21 protein-coding genes are annotated in these 20,391 nt (G+C 43.6%); 3 read left to right on the plus strand and 18 right to left on the minus strand.

Features of this window, described 5'->3' with window-relative positions; genetic code table 11:
- Nucleotides 1-118 precede the first annotated feature (118 nt).
- Complete coding sequence (locus ACFQWC_RS13355; RefSeq protein WP_377107841.1) at nucleotides 119-1,507, minus strand: HAMP domain-containing sensor histidine kinase; 1,389 nt, start codon at nucleotides 1,505-1,507, stop codon at nucleotides 119-121.
- The gene (locus ACFQWC_RS13360; protein WP_299742240.1) at nucleotides 1,497-2,192 is read right to left on the minus strand and encodes a response regulator transcription factor; all 696 of its coding nucleotides are present in this window, start codon (nucleotides 2,190-2,192) and stop codon (nucleotides 1,497-1,499) included. The genes ACFQWC_RS13355 and ACFQWC_RS13360 overlap by 11 nt, the downstream gene beginning before the upstream one ends.
- A 196-nt stretch (nucleotides 2,193-2,388) precedes the next feature.
- Between ACFQWC_RS13360 and ACFQWC_RS13365 the strand changes: the two genes are divergently transcribed.
- On the plus strand, nucleotides 2,389-2,826 hold the full coding sequence (locus ACFQWC_RS13365) for a hypothetical protein (protein WP_377107843.1): 438 nt from the start codon (nucleotides 2,389-2,391) through the stop codon (nucleotides 2,824-2,826).
- Between the two features lie 412 nt (nucleotides 2,827-3,238).
- On the opposite strand, the gene ACFQWC_RS13370 is transcribed toward ACFQWC_RS13365, so the two are convergent.
- From ACFQWC_RS13370 to ACFQWC_RS13385, 4 genes are all read right to left on the minus strand, one after another.
- Entirely contained in the window at nucleotides 3,239-3,793 is a 555-nt protein-coding gene (locus ACFQWC_RS13370; RefSeq protein ID WP_377107845.1) for a hypothetical protein, read from the minus strand.
- 16 nt (nucleotides 3,794-3,809) lie between these two features.
- A complete protein-coding gene (locus tag ACFQWC_RS13375; protein ID WP_377107847.1) occupies nucleotides 3,810-4,613 on the minus strand; it encodes an SAR2788 family putative toxin in 804 nt (267 codons plus the stop codon).
- Between the two features lie 13 nt (nucleotides 4,614-4,626).
- The gene (locus ACFQWC_RS13380) at nucleotides 4,627-5,457 is read right to left on the minus strand and encodes a S8 family peptidase (protein WP_377107849.1); all 831 of its coding nucleotides are present in this window, start codon (nucleotides 5,455-5,457) and stop codon (nucleotides 4,627-4,629) included.
- Between the two features lie 521 nt (nucleotides 5,458-5,978).
- Entirely contained in the window at nucleotides 5,979-6,194 is a 216-nt protein-coding gene (locus tag ACFQWC_RS13385; RefSeq protein WP_299742224.1) for a cyclase, read from the minus strand.
- A gap of 243 nt (nucleotides 6,195-6,437) precedes the next feature.
- On the opposite strand from ACFQWC_RS13385, the gene ACFQWC_RS13390 reads away from it, so the two are divergent.
- Nucleotides 6,438-6,587: a hypothetical protein gene (locus ACFQWC_RS13390; protein ID WP_341357508.1), complete on the plus strand. Its 150-nt coding sequence runs from the start codon at nucleotides 6,438-6,440 to the stop codon at nucleotides 6,585-6,587.
- A 268-nt stretch (nucleotides 6,588-6,855) separates the two neighbouring features.
- On the opposite strand, the gene ACFQWC_RS13395 is transcribed toward ACFQWC_RS13390, so the two are convergent.
- The 3 genes from ACFQWC_RS13395 to ACFQWC_RS13405 form a co-directional block, all read right to left on the minus strand.
- Nucleotides 6,856-7,236, minus strand: coding sequence for a YkvA family protein (locus ACFQWC_RS13395; RefSeq protein WP_341357507.1), 381 nt, complete (start codon nucleotides 7,234-7,236; stop codon nucleotides 6,856-6,858).
- A 148-nt stretch (nucleotides 7,237-7,384) separates the two neighbouring features.
- A complete protein-coding gene (locus ACFQWC_RS13400; RefSeq protein ID WP_377107852.1) occupies nucleotides 7,385-8,251 on the minus strand; it encodes a GNAT family N-acetyltransferase in 867 nt (288 codons plus the stop codon).
- Nucleotides 8,252-8,525: 274 nt separating this feature from the next.
- The gene (locus ACFQWC_RS13405) at nucleotides 8,526-9,197 is read right to left on the minus strand and encodes a Type 1 glutamine amidotransferase-like domain-containing protein (protein ID WP_377107854.1); all 672 of its coding nucleotides are present in this window, start codon (nucleotides 9,195-9,197) and stop codon (nucleotides 8,526-8,528) included.
- A 483-nt stretch (nucleotides 9,198-9,680) separates the two neighbouring features.
- Between ACFQWC_RS13405 and ACFQWC_RS13410 the strand changes: the two genes are divergently transcribed.
- Nucleotides 9,681-10,499 carry an STAS domain-containing protein gene (locus ACFQWC_RS13410; RefSeq protein ID WP_377107856.1) on the plus strand — a complete coding sequence of 273 codons (819 nt, stop codon included), beginning with the start codon at nucleotides 9,681-9,683 and terminating at the stop codon, nucleotides 10,497-10,499.
- A gap of 212 nt (nucleotides 10,500-10,711) precedes the next feature.
- Here the strand turns inward: ACFQWC_RS13410 and ACFQWC_RS13415 are convergent, their stop codons facing one another.
- From ACFQWC_RS13415 to ACFQWC_RS13455, 9 genes are all read right to left on the minus strand, one after another.
- Nucleotides 10,712-11,506 (minus strand): HpcH/HpaI aldolase family protein, encoded by a 795-nt coding sequence (locus ACFQWC_RS13415; RefSeq protein ID WP_377107858.1) that lies wholly within the window; start codon nucleotides 11,504-11,506, stop codon nucleotides 10,712-10,714.
- 28 nt (nucleotides 11,507-11,534) lie between these two features.
- Nucleotides 11,535-12,236, minus strand: coding sequence for an alpha/beta fold hydrolase (locus tag ACFQWC_RS13420; protein ID WP_377107860.1), 702 nt, complete (start codon nucleotides 12,234-12,236; stop codon nucleotides 11,535-11,537).
- 3 nt (nucleotides 12,237-12,239) lie between these two features.
- Entirely contained in the window at nucleotides 12,240-12,863 is a 624-nt protein-coding gene (locus ACFQWC_RS13425; RefSeq protein WP_377107862.1) for a cupin domain-containing protein, read from the minus strand.
- A 46-nt stretch (nucleotides 12,864-12,909) separates the two neighbouring features.
- Entirely contained in the window at nucleotides 12,910-14,340 is a 1,431-nt protein-coding gene (locus tag ACFQWC_RS13430; RefSeq protein ID WP_377108017.1) for an aldehyde dehydrogenase family protein, read from the minus strand.
- On the minus strand, nucleotides 14,337-15,560 hold the full coding sequence (locus ACFQWC_RS13435; RefSeq protein ID WP_377107864.1) for an iron-containing alcohol dehydrogenase: 1,224 nt from the start codon (nucleotides 15,558-15,560) through the stop codon (nucleotides 14,337-14,339). The genes ACFQWC_RS13430 and ACFQWC_RS13435 overlap by 4 nt, the downstream gene beginning before the upstream one ends.
- A gap of 52 nt (nucleotides 15,561-15,612) precedes the next feature.
- Complete coding sequence (locus ACFQWC_RS13440) at nucleotides 15,613-16,806, minus strand: ester cyclase (RefSeq protein ID WP_377107866.1); 1,194 nt, start codon at nucleotides 16,804-16,806, stop codon at nucleotides 15,613-15,615.
- 53 nt (nucleotides 16,807-16,859) lie between these two features.
- On the minus strand, nucleotides 16,860-17,621 hold the full coding sequence (locus tag ACFQWC_RS13445; protein ID WP_377107868.1) for an SDR family NAD(P)-dependent oxidoreductase: 762 nt from the start codon (nucleotides 17,619-17,621) through the stop codon (nucleotides 16,860-16,862).
- A gap of 3 nt (nucleotides 17,622-17,624) precedes the next feature.
- A complete protein-coding gene (locus tag ACFQWC_RS13450) occupies nucleotides 17,625-18,656 on the minus strand; it encodes a LacI family DNA-binding transcriptional regulator (protein ID WP_377107870.1) in 1,032 nt (343 codons plus the stop codon).
- A 138-nt stretch (nucleotides 18,657-18,794) separates the two neighbouring features.
- Nucleotides 18,795-20,387 (minus strand): sodium:solute symporter family transporter, encoded by a 1,593-nt coding sequence (locus tag ACFQWC_RS13455; protein WP_377107872.1) that lies wholly within the window; start codon nucleotides 20,385-20,387, stop codon nucleotides 18,795-18,797.
- Nucleotides 20,388-20,391 lie beyond the last annotated feature (4 nt).

The raw sequence follows: 20,391 nt of genomic DNA on the forward strand, positions 1-20,391 counted from the left end.
CCCGTGTCCCTAGAATTATACGAATGTGAGAATCGTATTCGTTTTTTTATTACGATAATAAAATGATTATTCCTTGTCATGGGAAAGCACGGGGACGGTCCTCATGCTCCTTTTCAAGTCAGCCCGCAGCGACAGAACCGTCCTCAAGACCCGCAAACCTCACCACAAACCGGCAACCGTCCTCATAAGTCCCATCCAACTCAATGGTCCCACCACTTTGCTCGATGATTTTCTTCGCAATGGAAAGTCCCAGTCCCGTTCCCCCTGTCTCGCCATTCCGGGATTCGTCCATCCTCACAAACGGCTCGAAGATCCTTTCGTGGTAGTCGGCGGGGATCCCTATCCCTTTGTCTTCGATCGTCATCACGGCCTGGTTCTCCTGCTGCTTGAGTGAAATGGACAGATAGCCATCACTGTACGCCATCCCATTATGGAGAATGTTCGTAATCGCACGCTCAAGCTTGGATCGATCGAACCTTACCCTCAGGGGATCCTCGGTAATATCCAGGTGATACTCCATCCCTTTTTCTTCGAACTCTACTACAAAAGAAGACAGCATGGTACGGAGCCATTCGGCCATATCCTTTTCCTTAAGGGAAACCGAATCACACTCTATTTCCAAATGGGACAAGTCGAACAGGTCATGGATGAGCCGATTTGCTCTCTTGCTGTTGGACACGATGATATCGGTATATCTCTTCTGATCAGAACGACTCATATTCGTCAGGCTGGTCAACGTTTCAGCGTATCCCTGTATATTGGTAAGTGGGGTTTTCAGATCATGGGAGATATCCAGGATGAGCTGTTTTCTCAGGCTTTCGGACCTTTCCTTTAAGGCGATTTCCGTGCCAATCGTCTGTGCCATTAGGTTGATGTTATTCTTCAACTGGTTCAATTCCTGATTCGCCTCGAACTCGATTTTTTCTCCATAGTTTCCTGCTGAAATCGAATCGATCCCCTTCAGAAGCTTTTGGATCGGCTGAATGAGCTGGACGGATGTTCTTTTCACGTACCAGTACAGGATGACGATCAAGCACACGATGAAGAAGAAGATGGTGAAGAAGAACACATCATCCAATTGGAAATAGTCATCTGCGGGGAAATAGAGCAATAGATACTCTTCACCGTTTTCAGGTATGTATAAATCCGTATCGTACGTATCGGTGTTCTTCAGAAATTCATTCAATCCATAGGTAAACCCGATCTTGTGAGGACTATTGAATTGATCGGTCACTTTATAATCGGTACTGACGATTTCAAGGTACGCATGATCCGGCAGCTCATTCTTCTTGAATGCCGCTTTCATCCCAGATTTCTTCGCATCTTCATACGTCCCTTTAAGGAATTCCTGATCCAAATCCTCATACACGGTCTCGACATATACAAAGTTTGCCACCAGGGTGAACGTCCCCACTCCGAGTAGAATGATGAACAATAAAGCATAGTTGATAAAAAACTGCTTGGTGATGGAAATGGATTTTTTAAGGAGGATCGGATTAGTCTTCATGATTCTCCATCCGATAACCGAGCCCTTTCACCGTCGTGATGTACGTCGGGGATTTAGGATCTGCTTCGATTTGTTCTCTGATCCGACTGATATGGACCATGATCGTATTGCTGTCACCGATGTAGTCCGTGTTCCATACAAGCTCATACAGCTGGGCCTTCGAATACAGCCGGTTCACATTCTTCATGAAGATGGATAAGAGCATTGTCTCCTTCGGGGTCAACAGAAGCCTCTCCCCATCCTTGGTCACCGTTTGATTGATAGGATCATATTCGAGCGATCCGTTGCGAATGACCCCTTCTTCCTCCACCACACTATAATCCGTATACCGCCGGATCTGCGCGTTCACCCTTGATACAAGCTCAACCATGCTGAAGGGCTTCACGACATAATCATCTGCCCCCAGCCCAAATCCCAGAACTTTGTCTGCATCATCCGCCCTCGCTGTCAGCAGCATGATCGGAGCCTTGCACCACTTCCGAACTTCCTTGATCACCTGAAACCCGCCCAATTTCGGCATCATCAGGTCCAGGATCAGAAGGCTCGGCCGCTTCTCCCTGCATTTCCGGATCACTGCTTCTCCATCATACGCCTGCTCCACCTGATACCCCTCATTCCGCAAATGAAGGCTGATCAATCGGTTAATATCCACATCATCTTCCGCTATATAAATTAACTCTGCCATACCGTTACTCCCAGTCTTGTAAAATCAAATTTCCATCCTATTTTATCATGAAAGTTACAAGGGTTTTTGAGATTTATGGTTAATTTAAGGTTGCTTTAAGGTTGGAGTTAAGGAAGTTGTGTACAATAAATTAGTTAATGGTCCTTCAAATATATGACCGGCCATTTTAAAAAAAGTAGTTTGGTGGGTAATGAACATGACAAACAAATTAAATGAGTTCATCATAAAAGGACACTTTGTAGAGGCAAAAGAAATGATGAATGAACTTTCCTATTCAGAACTTGATGAAGAACTGATGGAAAACGCCTTCAAGGATTCAAGTATAACGAATTACGCATTCATCATGAGTTTACTAGTCGAAGAGGAAAACGTTGAGTTACATGAAATGGCGTTTAGATTGATGGCGATTCCACTAAGTTACCTGGACGGTGCTTATTACGCTGCCCTTTATCATGCAAGGCGATGTGTGGAATTAACAGACCGACAAGATATCAGATATTTATTCAATCTGTTATTCTTGCATCATATCCCCGATAAAGTAGTCAGTGAAGAGGAAGCGTATGATACGGCGAGAAGGATGCTTGAATTAGATCCTGATAATAGACTGGCGAAAGAAATTATTACGAAGCGTTAAGATAAGATGAAAATCTATCAAATATCAAACCAGGCACGACCTTGCGGGTAAAAAATATGAATAAACCAATGTTCTATATCAGTCAGGAGGTATGGAAATGAGTTTAAGAAAACGATTAGTCTACGGTATTTCTTTCTTTGTGATATCGTTAACTATCATACTTATAAATGTTAAACCAAGCCCTTTTCAAATGGGCCTGATGACCATTACAAGTCTGTCCACCATATTTATCATAAATTATAAAAGAGGAGACACGTAATAAAAGTAAGCCTTGCTTTAAGTTGTAATACGTGGGTGGATAATAAACAGAGGCCTACATAGTTCGTAGAATCACGGGAAGGGTTTTCGTTCGCTTTCACGAAAACAAAGCAGCAAAACCGGCCAGAACAAACTTGGCCGGTTTTAATGATGCTTAAAATGGTTTTAAAAAATCGTGAATCCACGAAATATCTGTAGAGTATTCCTTATTTACACCTACCCAATGTTGAAGGAATTTTTCTGTGTCCTCTTTCCATTCAGGATATGCTTCTTTAAAGGCATCAATGAATGTTGAACTCCCCGCGAGGACCGCGTGATCCTCATGAGATACTTGCAAGCCCCATTCTCCATGGGGCGAATAGAGGGAATTCTCGACCACAAGTGGAATGGCCTGATAGTCTTCGTAGGCCATGGTATTCCCGGCGACCCAGTGTTGTGGTGCCAGCTCCGAGTGAAAGTCCTGTGAAAGATTAAAAGAATCACCTTCCGACTCCGATACGAAGAAGGTCTCCTGTCCAACCTGTTCCAAGGTTTTCATCAGAGCATGGAACTGATTTTCCTGAAGATAATATCCGTTAGTTGGGAAGATCAGCACCCTTTCGTTGAGGGTTTCTTGAAATGGATCTCCAAATGGATCCGATTTCTTAAATACTCTATGGAATGCTTCCTTTAACCGGGAAATGTCCTCTGCTTTTTGAAATCTCTCCACTTTTTTCCCTCTTTCCCTAAAGAAACTTTATTTTTCTAACGCCTTTTATTCCGTTTATATCGATGGTAGGAGGCCCTGATTTAGAAGATTTCCTATATGTAAAGGTGACCCCGTTCTTGTCTTTTCCGACAAATACTCCAGGTGAAACTTCCCTATGACTGGAGACTTGGGCACTGAAGAAATCCCAGGCATCGGACGCCGTGCCGTACATTTTTTTGATGTCATTTTGATCTGCTTTTGGAAGTGATTTTAGATCGTCTGCACTCCATTTTTTCTTCAGGCTTTGTTTCAAAGCATTCTTTACGGCTGTTTTTCCAAACTTTTTAATAGCATACTTGATACCGAGTCGTAATACAACACCGACGATAATGGGAATAACCGAAGCTTGTAGAGTAGTAGAGTTGATCTCGTACTCTTCGCCTGTTTCGGTATCAATCAGGGTAGCGATCAGGATCTCATCGTCTACTTCGTGGAAGACAACATGATAGGACTCATGGTATTCCTTCCCTGATTCATCCACAATGTTGCCTGTGATCACGGCATCCTGGCTCTCAAGGTCCATGGTCAGTTCAGTATCCACTTTAAGATCTTCTTCATCCACTTTCATATCTAAGACAAGTTTCTCGTCACTGTCTTCTTTAACCTCTACTTTCACCTGTTCTGAGAGGTCGACATCATGTTCCTCACTAAGTGACCTTTCAGCTTGTTCTAAATCGATTCCTTGTGGTGGAGCGTTATCCTCTGTTGCGGCCAAACTGCCTTGTGGGAGGATGGAGAACAACAATGTGATAATCAAACTTTTTACTAGTAGTTTTTTCAATGAGCGCACCTCTTTATTTTATTCTAACCAAACCATGTCCATAGTCTTGGTCAGGTCCTGCTTCGCCTAAATCGATCGCTTCTGTTTGCAGCATTTTGTAAATGTCCTTGGTTCCCTTCATACGGGATTCACGCTCCAGTATACGGGCAATATATCCAGATATTTGGGCTGCGGCGAAGGAGGTACCGCTGAAAGGTTCGAAGTCCCCTTCCTTATTAATTGAAAGAACCTCTGTCCCAGTTGCGGCAAAATCCACTTTTCCCCTTGCCGCCAATGTAGATCGGACGAGGTTGGGGTTTACGGATGTGATGGACCATACCCCCTCATACCGTGCCGGATAGTCAGCCTCCTGCCCCAGTGTATTCCCTGCTGCCGCTATGATGATAATCCCGGAAGAAAGCGCCTTATCAACGGCTTTCTTAAGAGAAGGGTCATCCACTTGAAAACCGGAACTGATATTGATGATGTCTACTTTCTCTTCGATGCACCAGTGGATGCCTCTCACCAAATCGGCTACCTTCCCGTTGCCTTTCTTATCTAAAACCTTCACATCATATATAGACACCCGTTGAGCGAGTCCGCTCATTTCGCCTCCCGTATCCTCAGCCGCTATGATGCCAGCAATGGGCGTCCCGTGACCATAATGATCTTCAATCGGCTGATCCGGCTGGATGGCATTATATGATTGATGGATCTTACCTTTCAATGCCGGATGGTCTTTATTTATTCCGCTGTCCAGTACAGCGACCTTGATCGGCTGCTTCTCATTCATCAAGTACAACAGCGCGATCCCGAACAACATTGCGATGATACCTATTACACGATAAGTCTCTTTATGTTTCATTTAGTTTGACGTTACCTTTCTATTGGTCAAGGCAGATAAATCATGTTGAATCTGCCGTATCAATCGATCGACTCTAATTAATATGAAGAATTCTTCTCTATGTATTATAGTGGGAAACATTTACAAGAAACTTAACGGAAGCTTAACGCAACCTTAAGTTTTCCAACGTACAAAAAAACGCCTGATCCCAATCGGGAAAAGGCGTAATTTTCAAGGTCAAATCAAAGTGAACCGGGGAGGGCTCCCATCGATCATCCGGATTGATGTTTGAATAGAAGTCCATCGGTCCTCTTTTTATCTTTTTTCAACGGAAAAGGACATTCGTTTAGCTAGATTCGTTCCTTGAGTGATAAAGAGGACCGGAATTGGAGTGAAATTCCTTATAGGGAATCCCTTCTGCTGTGGAATTGATCCAAATCGGGACAAAATCGATCCTCCGTGTCGAATTTTCTTTATTATGGTAGCCGGGGTATATATCGATCATTCAGTCTGAAAGCACCAGAACCGCCCCCATTCTTCTCTTAAACAGACCTTCGTTTATGCTTTTCATGAATGATTTTTTTGTTCAATATTCTCACTTCGCCAACCATCAATAACCTCATATCCTCCACAATATATTCAGCCAGCTCTTGATCAGAGATGTCATCTCCATCAATATCAAGGCGGAATTCCTGCCCTTGTATCCCTCCGCCATTTGTAAAATCTATTTCAAAGTCAAACTGAACTCTTTTCTCCATTTGAATCCTCCTTACATATGGTTAGATCTCATTCATTATAAGAATTCAACCAAAAGAGAGTGACACTTTTTTCGTTGAGCGCCCCCTGTTGCCGAAGACTCGGATTCTAGATCATTTGAATTCTGATTCTGTTCTTACGTTAAATAGGCCTACTCGATTCATGAATATCCTAATCGTACGGTGAACATAATGAATATAGGTGAATTGATTTACGACTAATCCTAGCTATTGGAGGCGACCATAATGAAAAAACAAGAAAAATCAAAAGATATCGGCCAAAAAGCAGATGCAATGAATACGATGGATCAGGGGTTAAACTTGGTTTCTCAAGTAATCAATAATGCTACGGGCAGTGACAAGGGGAACGATGGTAAGATCAATGAAAATGATTAGTTTACATGCCTTTTCATAGGTGTTCTTCTAGCTTTCCAAGAGCCATAGGGACCGTGATAGGCTCACTTTAAAGTAGACGGCTTTTTTAAAAAATTTGTGTTTGTCTTTAGCTAAGAGGTTCCGCTTAAGGAGAGAAAACCTTACTCACACCCGAATTAGCAGCAGAAATAGCAGTGCTAATAACACTTATTTAACAGCAAAAAAACCAGACCTATTTGGCTCTGGTTTTTTATGTCTATGTCATCTTCTTGTTCCGTTAAAGCTCCCTTTAGCTGAATATCTGATAAGTCATTAAAATAACCCACAACATAATGATACTCCATAACAAAATGATGAGTGAGCCTACTACCCAATTTTTCGGTTTACCATTTTTCATCATGTCTTTTGCTTTACCTTCACATTCTGATATTACTTCTTTAGGTATCATCTTTAATGCAAACATTATACCTATTGGAACGATAATAACATCATCTAAATAACCAAGTATCGGTATGAAATCAGGTATCAAATCAATCGGACTAAACGCATAAGCCACTACACAAGCAGTAAATAATTTAGCATACCAAGGTACTCTTTCATCTTTATAAGATAAGTATAGTACAAAGATTTGTTGTTTTAATCTTTTCGCCCAAGCCTTTATTTCCCCCATGAAATTTTCTCTCTAACTCCCTCTATAAAGAATTCTAATGCTTTATCTTTGCTTCTAATATTACATGCTTTCTTCAATATTCCTGCCCTTTAACTAAATAAAGAAACCGCCGACATTCAAATGAGAAAACTATAAATATCTAAGTCTTTTAACCAAACACCTGAGCAGCAATTCCAAATAATTCACCATTTCTCTGGGGCATCTCAGTTGAGTTAAATATCATAATTGATGGATTACTCACGCATACAAACCCGCATTTCTCAACGGCTTCAATAAATACTTCATTACCTGATGGTATATCGATCCTTAATTTGCCTTGATGCCCAATAGTCAGCTTATCTAGAATCATTGATGCTACTTGAGCATCCGGTGCCACAATAGGTCCTATTATCAGATTAATAGGTCCTAATATAGATAATCCAAAACCTATAGTGTTCCCTATGTAATCTTTCACTACTACACATTCCTCGGATTGATTGATTCTATGTTTAAGAAAGTTGCTTCTCTTATCTCCAAAAGCATCTTCATCTAACTCAATTATTTTATGTAAGTCGCTCTCATTATAATGTTCGATGGTAACTGTTCGATTGGGTAGATTAGAATTTGAATAGGTGTCGCATATGTACTTGTGCACTCGGTCAACGATTTTAAACCCCATTTTTTCATAGAGAGGCTTCCCGTCTTCAGTCGAAATCAGCATGATCGCAATGTCACTTGAAATGGAATTCATACATTGTTGTGTCGCTTCTTTTCCTAATCCCATCCCTCTATACTCTTTGTTGACTATTACCATACCAATGGAGGCGAAATTGGCTTCATAGGGAATGATGGCGGCACTTGAAACAATTTCCCCTTCAGTATTCTTATGGCCGAATACTTTACCAGATGACATAACTGTACCAATCTCGTGTTCATCATAGTCCCACCCCACTGATTCAGACAGTTCAATTAAACCCGGGATATCTTTCTTGTCAAACTGGACTAAATCTACCTTTGACATCTTACTTGTATTCATTACATTTTCTCCTTAGTCGATTCCATAGTGAGAGTATGCCTTGTTTCTCCCCGCCTACCCTTCCGCAAATGGAATATCCATTATTTTCAATACTATCATAATTAATCTATTGATATGGCGAAATCGAGGCTACTTGGTACATTTCATCTAGATTGCTTCGAGGATTGCCCTGCCAATATAAAAAATAGCAGGTCCAACTCTTTTACGTGCATACCTGCTAATTGTATATTATTTGTCAGTCTAGATTAGAGTGGAGACAGTTCCCACTCTCCCCTCATCCCTTCGAAAACAATTTCCAATTCCCTTCAGAGATCACTTCGACCGCTCCGCCCATCACCTTGATGGCCGTTTGGTCATCAATCGCATATGCCTGACCCTGCATTTCAGCAGCCCATTTCTCTGCGGCAGCCATGGTGTTATGCGGCAGCATTTCGTGATCCAGGTGGGGAAAGATTGAAAAATCGACCAATCCGAGAGCATCATCGCCACCGCCGGGGGGAGTCCAGCCAACGAAGAAATCACCAATGTTCGGTGCCATCACCATGCTCCCGGCACTCATTCCCACATAGACTGCTTGCAGGGACGGCAGAAGGTACGCAAGCCCCGATTGCCGCATCCAATGGTTCAGGTAGAGGGCGTCCCCGCCTGAGACCAGCATGACGTCCGTCTCCCGGACCAGCGGCACCCACCGGTCTTCGTCGATACTTGGCAGCGCTGTGAGCTCCAGCACTCCGACGGATTTCCAGCCCAGCTCGACCATTGGATTCCCGGAATTGCCACTGATGAACTCCCATGCTTTGACGCCTGGGCCGACCCAGGGGTGTCCGTACATCGCGGTGGGGATGCACAGGGCTGTGGATTCGGCGATCGGCTTGTCCAGCATGTCAACCAACGCGTCGTGAATACGTTTGTTATTGACGCCTGCAGATGTGAGCAGAAACTTCATATCTTCAACTCCTTATCATTGTGTGGTAACACTTTTCATATCTCTAAGACTGCAACTCTTTGGTGTTACTAACTACTTATTAACCCCTTAGTCGATATTTCTTCTTCCATTAACGGTTGATTCAATAAAAAATTCAACAAAAATGGCCGTTAATCCTTCTTAGACCAACGTTCTGGTTTTAATTAGAATGGTTTGATGATCTACAGCTCTCTTTTAGACATATCCCTAGAGTCAACGAGAAGCCCAGAGACGGTTCTCGCGCTTCCTTTATGAACTCAGAAAAGTGGCAAAACCGCCACTTTACTTCACGATCCCCTTTGCTTCCCCCTCACAAACACCCTAATTCCTTCACTTTTTATCGACTAGGTTCTAAGCCATTAGAACTGTCCCCTGGCTCTGCTCAATCGTTCATGCTCCAACTCTCACTCTTGAATATGTTAAAATATAATTGGAAACTACAGCAAAAGGAGAGACGATGAGTACATGATCGATCAAGGTAAACGAACATACACGAAAGCTATCTGTGACAAAGTATTGAGTCAAAAGCAAGAGCTTATCGTTCAAAAGGACAATTTGAGATCAAGCCAATACAGCAACATAGAATCGAAGCTTCATAGTTGGCGTGAGAATATCATTGACATTTATGCAAAATCGATCGAAAGTGACTTGGATACGGCCTTCGAGCAATTACAGGAGTGGGGATCAGAGGCAGTCGATACACTCGTGAATTTCAACCTTCCATTGGAGATTGCTCTGGACGAAGTAAGAGATTACCGAAATTTAATCGGACAAATCATAAAAGAGGAAGCTTCCGCTTTCAACTTGACATTCGATGAATTCTATAACCTGATTTCAGATTTTGACGCAGTGGTGGACAAGGCCGTACATTGGCTGAGCATGTCGTATACAAGAAGATTTTATACACGGATCAACGCTGCAGAGGCTGTAGCATTAGAATTATCCATCCCGGTGATTAAAATAACCAATCAAGTTGGCATACTCCCTTTGATCGGTGACATCGACACCGAAAGAGCCCAAGAACTGATGGATAAAGCACTCTCAAGAGGGAGCGAATTATCCTTAGAATACCTGGTGGTTGACCTGTCCGGCGTTCCGATCATTGATACGATGGTAGCAGACCGCATCTTCAAGGTAGTGGATGCCTTATCCCTCATCGGAATCGAAACCATCCTATCCGGAATAAGACCCGAGATCGCCCAGACCATGACCCATCTCGGAATCAATTCTTCGGACATCACTGTGACATCCAGTCTTCATATGGCTTTGAAGAAATTTCTGTAAGTCGGGGAGAAAGGTGCCTTGGATCGAAGGACGAGATTCGGTCCCTGCCTGCCCCACTGGTTGGGAGACATGCGCAGAAAAAAACCACAGGGAGGGTTCTCATGCTTCCTTATTCGTAAGCATGAGAACCCTCCCTTTTTCCCAACATATTAAGGTCACTAAAGCATCATTCTTCCCCATCTATTTTACGAGTTTGGTGAAGATTTCTTTTTTTACTTTCTAATACCTCTATTGGTCATTTCATTTCCAACTCTTTTAGTATCTTCTACCACTATCTGAAGCGCCTTAAGAATCACTGAATTCGCTACAACCCCTACATAATTTGCCCCTTTTTCAAAAGCTTGCTGTGCTCCTGTACTATCAGCCGCAACCGTTCCAATCGCAACGTTATTTTCTGATGCTGTTTGATACAAGTTTCGTATGACTCCTTGAACTTCAGGATGGTTGGCACCTTCTTCTTTAAATCCCATATCAACCGATAGGTCGGTTGTACCGATGAAAAGAACATCGATACCTTCGACCCCCATGATCTCCCCAATATTCTCCACCGCTTCAAGGGTTTCTATATGTGGAATGACCAAGATGTTTTCATCGGAGCTATCTAAGAATGCCTTCCCTCCTTGATTTCCATAGCGCGCCGCCCTGTGTGAATAAGCGACACCCCTGGTTCCTAAAGGGGGGAACTTCGCCCTTTTCACAGCCTTTATGGCATCTTCCTTTGAATTGACCATCGGTACTTGTACCCCTTTGGCTCCTCTATCCAAAGCCTTCTGGATACTGGACGGATCATATGAGACTCGGACAATGGGTACTAGATCCACTGATTCGGCTGTCCGGATCATGTTTTCTAATTCAGAAGAACTGAATGCCCCATGCTCATCATCTATAACCACGAAATCAAATCCGGCATACCCGATCATTTCAATGAAGTTGGGAGAATAGAATCCAATGAAACTTCCAAGTACTCTTTTCCCGCTTCTGAGTTTATCCTTTACACGATTGATCAATGAAATTACCTCCCTACTTTACACCCTTTCACTCAATCAGCCAGTTGCGTAAAGCAGCCGTCACTTCTTCCGGTCGCTCCAAACTGCTTAAATGGCCACAATCATCTACGATAACTAACCGGGACTCTGAAATAGTTGCCTGCATTTCTTCATGTAAGGACAAGGGGCAAACCTGATCCTCCCTTCCTACTAAAAGGAGCGTGGGAACGTTAATTTGCCTTAAGCCTTCCCGAAGGTCAGAACGCGTAGAAACGGCCATTAATTGCTGCACATATCCTTCTGGTCCTACTCTCTCCGCCATATCCTTTATGGTTGATACCAACTGGTCATCTTCCTGCCTGCCGGGATGAATGAGATTCGGTAACAACTTTTCCTCTACTATGCTTTGAAACTGCCCAGATTCCACTTTTGACATAAGGCTCTTCCAGCTTTCCAACTGCTCTGGCTTGGGGCCATGTGGATTCGAGTCCAATAGGGCAAGTCTGGTCACTCTTTCTGGTGCTTGCCGGATGACTTCCATTGCCACAATCCCACCAAGTGAAAGCCCGGCTAGAGCAAAGCGTTCAGGGGCATGCTTCAAGACGGATTCAGCCATTCCCTCTATGGTGTCTGCTCCAGTTAACATTGAAACGGAAGGATCGGAAACATCAGTCAAATGTTCCAACTGATGCTCCCAAAGTCTCTCATCACAAAGCGTACCCGGTAATAATACTAACGCTTCTTTCTTCATCTACTATTTCTCTCCCGCCCGCAGCTTCTCCGCCATTTGTTTTTCAAGTGCTGAAAAATTCTCAGGTTTGATCATTTTTCCTGATTGATCTGCATGGAAGCCATGTTCCGCAGCTTTCCTGACGACCTGTGGAGCCCAGTATGGATCTTTCCCGTTGAATACTTCATGCTGTTCAAGCACGGCAAAGATCCAAGCATCATCCTCACTGATATTTTCAAAGCCTCTCCATAACCCTGGAGGCAGAGAAATTAAATCCCATTCTTCAATGATGGTTTCACCCTCGATCTCATCTTCACTATTTCCCCAATAGAAACGCCATTTTCCGGAAAGAGGAAGAAACGCTTCGATGTAGTCATGAGTATGGTAAGCCGGTCCATTCCCTGGAGGTGCTTTCACCATACCGATTTGAAACCCGTGTGGTTCTGTTATTTCAGGGGAATAGGCCTCATTTTCACTGGCCGTATCCCCGATCAGGGCGTAATTCAGGCGTTGATGACCAGGTATGATACTATCAATAAACATGAGGGGAATGGCTTTTGATTTTAGATCATCAAATCGGACAATCCAGTTTTCTTCCATCTTTTCATTGGATACATATCGTTTCACTTTCGGTTGTTCTGTCGGCATAGTAATCTTCCTTTCTATTATTCAAAATTTTATTTATTGACTATTCTTACAATTTAAATGTCACTAGTTTCAGTTCTGTCATCTCTTCCACGGAATATTTGATTCCTTCACGGCCGGTACCGCTGTTCTTTACACCACCATATGGCATATGATCGACTCTGAAAGTAGGGATATCGTTGATCATGACTCCCCCGACTTGAAGTCGGTGCAGGGCATCGAATGCTTTATGAACAGAGGTCGTGTAGATCCCCGCCTGCAATCCGTATTCCGAATCGTTCACGAGTCCGATCGCTTCATCCAATGAACCGTATGGTGTGATCGTGACAATGGGGGCAAATGCTTCCTTACAGTTCAGGGATAAAGCGGATGATCCCCCCGTGATCACAGTTGGGTGTATAATGGCATCCTCCCGCTTTCCTCCATATAAGATGTGCGCACCTGCTTCTGTTGCTTCCTTAAACCACTCTTCGATCCTATCTGCCTCACCTTGGTTGATCATGGCCGATAAGTCTGTGCCTTCTGACAGGGGATCGCCGATCACAAGCTGTTTCGTTCTTTCCACAAATTGATGTACAAAAGAGTCATAGAGTATTTCCTGCACGTATATCCTCTGCACGGAAATGCATACTTGACCGGCAAAGGAATAAGCACCTTCCACACATCGATCAACGACAGCATTCATATCTTCCGCCCCATCGACGATGACAGCTGAGTTCGAACCCAGTTCAAGTGTTACTTTTTTCAGCCCTGCTTTTTCTTTAATACCAAGCCCAACCTCCACACTTCCAGTAAATGTGACCATTTTCACTCTGGAATCTTTCACGAGCTGATCTCCAATGACACTGCCTCTCCCCGTGACTACGTTTAACGCCCCTCCCGGTAAGCCTGCCTGCTCAAAGATTTCCGCTGTCAGGAGTGCGCTTAAAGGCGTCTGATTCGCGGGCTTCAGAACCACAGAATTCCCGGCAGCAAAGGCCGGCCCCAGCTTATGGGCGACTAGATTAAATGGGAAGTTGAAGGGGGTAATCGCTGCGATGACCCCTAAAGGCTCACGGATCGTGAAGGCAAAGCGCCCCTTTCCACTCTTGGCGGCATCCATGGGAATGGTCTCCCCATTAATCCGCTTCGCCTCTTCGCTTGCAAATTTATACGTTTCAATCGTTCGCGCGATTTCAGCACGAGCTGCCTTTAGTGGCTTGGCACATTCCATGGCAAGGATTTCTACTGCCTCCTCAGATCTCTCTTCAAAAATACGTGAAGCACGCTCAAGGATGTCCGAACGTTCCAAGGAAGTCAACTGCTTCATTTTCTCAGAACCTGATTGTGCACTTTCCAAGGCGTCTTCCACTTCCCGTTCATCTGCCAAAGGGACGCTGGCAATGACGTCTCCGCTGAATGGGGATTTCAACTCATAATAGTCCTTTGCTTCCTGCCACCTGCCATCAATGTAGAGTTTCTTTTTGAGCTGTTTTTTCAGCAACCTTCATCACGTCCTTTCTCGTATCCCGTGAATGCCTTTTGGTAAATGGCTAAGATCTTCTTTTCGGTCAATTGGTACGGCGTGTTGGACAACAGGCGATCAATCTGTGAGGCTTGCCCGGCAAGTAGAGGCAAATCTTCCTCATTGATCCCAAGCTCCGCCAATGATGTCGGGAGGTCAAGATTCGAAAGTAATTCATATAGATACCCCACTATTGCCTTAAGCGCTTGGTGTGGATTTTTTGAGTAATCCCCTAATTCAAGATAGTTTGCAACCTCTACCATTTCCTGCGTGCACGTTTTCCCAGTCTCTTCGAAAACAAACGGCATAAGGAGAGCATTGGCAACTCCATGCTCGATGTGGTACTTTCCACCGAGGGGGTAAGCTAAGGCATGGACGGCCCCCACACCTGCATTGGCTAACGAAACTCCTGCCAACATGCTTACCCAACTCATTCCGATACGTCCTTCCATGTCTTTTCCGTTATGAACTGCCTTCGTGATGTTCGAACTAAATAACTTCATGGCCTTTTCAGCATAGATCTTCGTTAAGGGTGTAGCTCTCACGGCAACATACGATTCAAGTGCATGTGTGAAAGCATCCACACCTGAAGCAGCGGTGACCCGTGGCGGGCATGAGCGTGTCAGAGCGGGATCGATGATTGCGAGGTCCGGCAGAAGATGCCTGCTGACAATCCCCCGTTTTACTTCCTCTTCTTCATCCCCGAATATGGCATTCATCGTCACTTCCGATCCGGTTCCTGAAGTCGTCGGAAGCAGAATGCACTTGACCTGTCTGGAATCAATGGTTTCGGCTCCACTTAAATAAGGACTCACGTCATCTTTATCCACCAGAGCTGCCGTCGCTTTGGCAACATCTAGTGCGCTTCCGCCTCCGATACCGATTACGAGTTCGCTTCCAGATTTCTTCACAAACTCTACTGATTTTTGTACCAAAGTAAAGGTCGGCTCTCCTTCAATATCTGTAAACACATTACTTTCGATTCCTGCCGATTCCACTAATTCCAGTACACGTTCAACGACTCCAACCCGTTCAAGACCTTTATCACTAATAATGACAACTCTGCTAACCTCTAATTTCTTAATCTCATCCGGCAAGGAATAAAATGTGTCGACTCCGAAACGGATATTCCCAGGCATATGAAAATCCTGATTTATACTTGAAGGATCTTTCTTAATAGACGTTTGTACTGACATGGTATTCCCTCCTTTTTGAATGCGCATTCAAAACTAAGTAATGAAAGATGATTTATTCGTATGTTCCGGCTTCGGCATCGTCAGCATTAGACTCTGTACCCAGATAGATCTGCCTCAGTACATCCAAGCCGTCAAATGTCATCCATTCTTCTACAATTTTCTCATTCCTCACTTTCAGGTGAGAAATCCCCAATACCTCTACTGTTTTTCCACTTGGCTGACCGAAATACCCAATACCCTCATGAATCCCTTGCAATCTCCACCTTACGGCAACATCCCATTCACCCTTTTGGGCTCCCTCGTTACAGGTCACTCTCTCGACCATACATTTAGCACTTGGGAATGAGGCAAACAAACTGACGAGCATTCCCTGGATCTGGCTGGTGCCAATCAAATCTTTATTGCAAATATAATGAACCACCGCATGACTCGAGTAGAAGTCCTTCACGTGGTTAAATAATCGCCATTCCCATACTTTGTTGTACATGGCTAAAATAAAATCACCAATTTCAAAACCTTCTGACTTTGGAGAGTATACTTGTGGCATCAGCTGCCCTTCCATTGTCCCGCTGGAACCGAAGTGGGATTGCAATGCCGGGGTCTTGTTCTCCGAATTCTGTGCCAGTTTCCTTGCCACTTCTATTGGATCGAATCCTAACTGTTTGACTAGATACAGGTTGTCTCGTACAAGCCACTCTTCCACGATCCGGTTTGAATGGACAAAGCAGTCAACCGTGGTCCGGAAGAAAACTTTCTTACCTGTAGCAGGCCCGAATGAGGAATCCCCCAGGTTGGTAGCACTCGATGCGATACGGTGAGAAGATAAAAATCCTTCCTCATCATTACCTGACCATATGACATTTTCCCCAACCAGCCTTCGATCCGGAAAGGCGTGCAAAGCCTGTAAGGTCCCGGACACCACCTCATTTACACCTTGTATATGGGCTGTTCCCGTATGCATGGTGACATCATTATGATAGGTTTGATAAATAATCCCGATCCCTTTCTCTTCCCAGATGCGATGGGTGATCTTGATGATATAATCCACAAAATCGAGATACTCCTCGTCGAATCCATTCATTCTTTGTTTACGTTTTGTATTCTTTGAAAATTCATTGTAATCCGCATAGCCAACACGGTTCACTTCGGTTGAGTCGCCATAGAATACGTTGTCATGTTGAGGTGCTTGATGAAGAGGACGATCCATTTCTACTTTTTCCTCTTTTCGTTCATCCACTTTCGGCATCTTGATTCCTCCTTTATTTGAATGCGCATTCAAAATGCAATAAAAGATACTCTTTAAATTGCGGTCCAACCTCCATCAACCTTGATGGTTTCACCCGTTACAAAGTTTGCCATGTCAGAAGCGAGAAATAACACCGCTCCTGTCACATCAGAAGGTTGGGCAAGTTTCCCTAATGGGATTCGATTGATCACGTCTTGATAAAAATCTTGATCTTCAAACATATTGGATGTGAGCTCGGTTTCAATAAATGTTGGAGCCACTGCATTAACCTTGATATTGTAGGGTGCCCACTCAACAGCAAGAGCTTTGGTCATTTGCACGGCCCCTCCCTTACTGGAACAATAGGCTGCCCGCTTGATATAGCCAACGAATGCCATCTGTGAAACAATGTTGATGATCTTCCCACTTTTTTGTGAAAGAAAATACTTCGCTGCACGCTGGGAGGAGAAGAAGCTTCCTTTAAGATTTGTATCAAGGATTGAGTCCCAATCTTCCTCCGTCACTTCTATGGCTGGTTTAGGAATATTCACTCCTGCGTTATTGACCAGTACATCGAGTCCCCCCATATGAGCGGCAGCCTCATCCACCATCTTATGAATGTCCGCTACATGCCGGATGTCGGCCTTCACATAAGAACAATCGGGGGAGTAACGTTTCAGCTCAAGGACAGCAGCTGACAGGGCTTCATCATTCCTCCCTGAAATCACCACTGTGGCCCCCAGTTTGGCAAAGGAGAGCGCGATATCCTTTCCAATGCCTTTACTTCCTCCCGTAACCATGACCCTTTTCCCTTTCAATTCAGCAAAGTGCGTCAATTCTTATCCTCCTTTCTCGTTCCTGCATACTCCCGTTGTTTTTCGTTGAATTAAATCGGGTTCTAATATGATCTGAAACCCTTCGTCTTTCCCTTCGCCCTCTTCAATCAGGGAGATCAGTTTTTCCAAGGCGAGGGTTGCCATTTTTTCTTTCGGCTGGGTGATAGTGGTGAGTCCAATATATTGATTCTTTGCCAAATCAATATCATCAAATCCTACGACTGATAATTCTTCCGGTACCTTGATGTTTTCACTAGCTGCAGCATCTAACACGGCAAGGGCCATTTGATCGGAAGCAGAGAAAAAGCTTGTTGGCCGGTCACTCTGTTTTAATAACTTTTTGGTAAACTGATAAACTTCATCGTAAGAAAACTCTTTGTTGTAGACAAACTGATTGTTTCCGACAATCCCTAAGTCCTCTAGTGCTTCTTTGTATCCTAAGTTCCTCAAATGGGTGGTGACATACTTCGAAGGACCTGCAATATATCCAATACGGCGATGGTTCAATTGATAGAGATGTTCCACCGCAAGTCTTGCCCCTTTGTAGTTGTTGACGGCTATATAATTCGCCTTCTCGTGTTCCAAGATACTATTGAACAGAATGACAGGAAATCCTTGATCATATAATTCTTTGATTCTTTGATTGTCCTTATCGGCAGAGGCAATGATGATCCCATCGACTCGCTTCCCTTTAAGGGTTTGAATATATTTATCCAGGTTCTCTTCATTGTGATTCGTATTACAAAGGATCACATCATACTGCATCTCCTGTGCTTTTCCCGTAATCACTTTCGCTGATTCGGCAAAGAAAGGATTCGTGATATCCCCGACAATCAATCCTATGGTTCTCGTTTTATTACTGGCAAGGCTTCTGGCAATCTCATCCCTTGTAAACCCTAATTCTTCTATCGCTTCAAGGACCTTCTTTCTTGTAGATTCCTTGATATGAGGATAGTTGTTCAGGACCCTGGAAACGGTCGATTGTGAAACACTTGCCTGTTTCGCCACATCATATGCGCTAATTCTGGCTTTCATTTTTCAAAACCCTTTCAAAAGTTGCCTTCGTGTATTAAACCCGGTTTTTATGGTATTCCGATAATCTAGCGAGAATGATGAATCCGGATTCACATTCCATTATAATTAAAAATTCAGATAATGACAAAGCCTCATTCCCTATAACTGGATAAGCCCCAATATGATCACCTGTGCAATAAACAATCCGATGAGTGCATATGAGTATTTGTCCATGCCCCCCGGAACAATGGAATGACCGTTTTCATCTGTTACAGTTCCTTCTTTTATCAACCTTGCTCTTTGACCATTAAACGTGAATTCTTCCAATTCGATTCTTCTATTCTTTTGAAATAGTAAGCTGAAAATGTAACCAATGATAAGAGTGATCACGCATCCGATCGGATAATTCCAGAGCCAGTTCACCAGCCCAAGGTTTCCAATATAGGTCGTGATGACGATTCCTAATACAAACCCGATTGCGACTCCATTATCATTTGCTTTCTTCGTGAACATCGCCAAAAGAAACATCGCCAGTATCGAACCTGAGAAGTACGAGAGGTAGCTGCCCACTGTCTTTAAGATCGAAGCGGTCGTACCGCTGAATGCCATCAATGTAAATCCGATCAGCAATACCCCAAACACAAGGGTGAAGACCATCGAAACCTTTAGAGAAGCCGGCTTTCCTTTCGTGATGAACTTTTCATAAATGTCTTTAATGAAGACGGTCGTCACTGAATTTAGTACGGAGTCTATGCTGGACATGGCAGCTGCAAAAATCCCGGCCATGATCAGCCCCAAGATTCCTACAGGGATGTTATTTGCAATGAAAGTAATCATAATGTTGTTGGAATTATCGAATTCCCTGCCGTCAAAGAAGACGAAAAGCAATACTCCTATGAACATAAACACAAAATACATGATATTCATCACAAATCCGCTGATACAGATCGACTTTTTCACTTCATTGATCGACTTTGCTGCGAACATTCTTTGAGTCTGTGTCTGATCCGTGGCATAGTATTTAAGCCACATAAACAGACCGCCAATCAGGCCAACCCATACACCATTCTCCAATTTCGCATCCAGCGAGAAATCAAGTGCATCCAATTTCCCCTCTTCTTTCACAACCTTCATCGCCTCAAAAAAGCCAATATCTAAATTGCTCAAAATAATGACAAATGCAGCAATGACTCCACCCCACAAGACAAACATCTGAATCGCATCCGTCCAGATAACCGCTTTAATCCCGCCTAGTAACGTGTACAGAATTGCCACTGCCACAACCATGGGAACGACAATCGTCAGTGACCATCCCGTGAAGGTTTGGATGACCAGTGAAGGAATAAATAAGAACGAACCTACTTGAATCACATTTGATACAATAAATCCAAAGACTACTAAAAGTCTGCTTTTCCCTCCCAGACGCATTTCGATATATTCATAGATGGACGTCACCTTTAGATTATAGAAAAAAGGGAGAAAGATCGATAACGTCAATATTAATACGATAGGTATGCTGAAATTCAACATAAAAGCGATCAGTCCCGAACCATACGCCCAGCCTGGTCCTCCAATAAATCCATTCGCACTGACCGTGGTGGCTGCAATGGAAAGAGCAATCGGGAATGTTGCAACAGATCTCCCACCTACAAAGTAGTCATCTTGTGTGTGATTTCCCTTCCCCAGTTTATAACCCATAATGATCAGAGCAATCATATATACTGCGACAATCGTCATATCAATCCAACCCATATTG

It is taken from the genome of Rossellomorea sp. GCM10028870 (assembly GCF_042666755.1).
GTDB lineage: Bacteria > Bacillota > Bacilli > Bacillales > Bacillaceae_B > Rossellomorea.

Excerpts from the sequence above, each read along its gene's own strand:
- ACFQWC_RS13355 (WP_377107841.1), bottom strand. The coding sequence starts at position 1,507 with ATGAAGACTAATCCGATCCTCCTTAAAAAATCCATTTCCATCACCAAG.
- ACFQWC_RS13360 (WP_299742240.1), bottom strand. The coding sequence starts at position 2,192 with ATGGCAGAGTTAATTTATATAGCGGAAGATGATGTGGATATTAACCGA.
- ACFQWC_RS13365 (WP_377107843.1), top strand. The coding sequence starts at position 2,389 with ATGACAAACAAATTAAATGAGTTCATCATAAAAGGACACTTTGTAGAG.
- ACFQWC_RS13380 (WP_377107849.1), bottom strand. The coding sequence starts at position 5,457 with ATGAAACATAAAGAGACTTATCGTGTAATAGGTATCATCGCAATGTTG.
- ACFQWC_RS13385 (WP_299742224.1), bottom strand. The coding sequence starts at position 6,194 with ATGGAGAAAAGAGTTCAGTTTGACTTTGAAATAGATTTTACAAATGGC.
- ACFQWC_RS13390 (WP_341357508.1), top strand. The coding sequence starts at position 6,438 with ATGAAAAAACAAGAAAAATCAAAAGATATCGGCCAAAAAGCAGATGCA.
- ACFQWC_RS13395 (WP_341357507.1), bottom strand. The coding sequence starts at position 7,236 with ATGGGGGAAATAAAGGCTTGGGCGAAAAGATTAAAACAACAAATCTTT.
- ACFQWC_RS13400 (WP_377107852.1), bottom strand. The coding sequence starts at position 8,251 with ATGAATACAAGTAAGATGTCAAAGGTAGATTTAGTCCAGTTTGACAAG.
- ACFQWC_RS13405 (WP_377107854.1), bottom strand. The coding sequence starts at position 9,197 with ATGAAGTTTCTGCTCACATCTGCAGGCGTCAATAACAAACGTATTCAC.
- ACFQWC_RS13410 (WP_377107856.1), top strand. The coding sequence starts at position 9,681 with ATGATCGATCAAGGTAAACGAACATACACGAAAGCTATCTGTGACAAA.
- ACFQWC_RS13420 (WP_377107860.1), bottom strand. The coding sequence starts at position 12,236 with ATGAAGAAAGAAGCGTTAGTATTATTACCGGGTACGCTTTGTGATGAG.
- ACFQWC_RS13425 (WP_377107862.1), bottom strand. The coding sequence starts at position 12,863 with ATGCCGACAGAACAACCGAAAGTGAAACGATATGTATCCAATGAAAAG.
- ACFQWC_RS13435 (WP_377107864.1), bottom strand. The coding sequence starts at position 15,560 with ATGTCAGTACAAACGTCTATTAAGAAAGATCCTTCAAGTATAAATCAG.
- ACFQWC_RS13440 (WP_377107866.1), bottom strand. The coding sequence starts at position 16,806 with ATGCCGAAAGTGGATGAACGAAAAGAGGAAAAAGTAGAAATGGATCGT.
- ACFQWC_RS13450 (WP_377107870.1), bottom strand. The coding sequence starts at position 18,656 with ATGAAAGCCAGAATTAGCGCATATGATGTGGCGAAACAGGCAAGTGTT.
- ACFQWC_RS13455 (WP_377107872.1), bottom strand. The coding sequence starts at position 20,387 with ATGGGTTGGATTGATATGACGATTGTCGCAGTATATATGATTGCTCTG.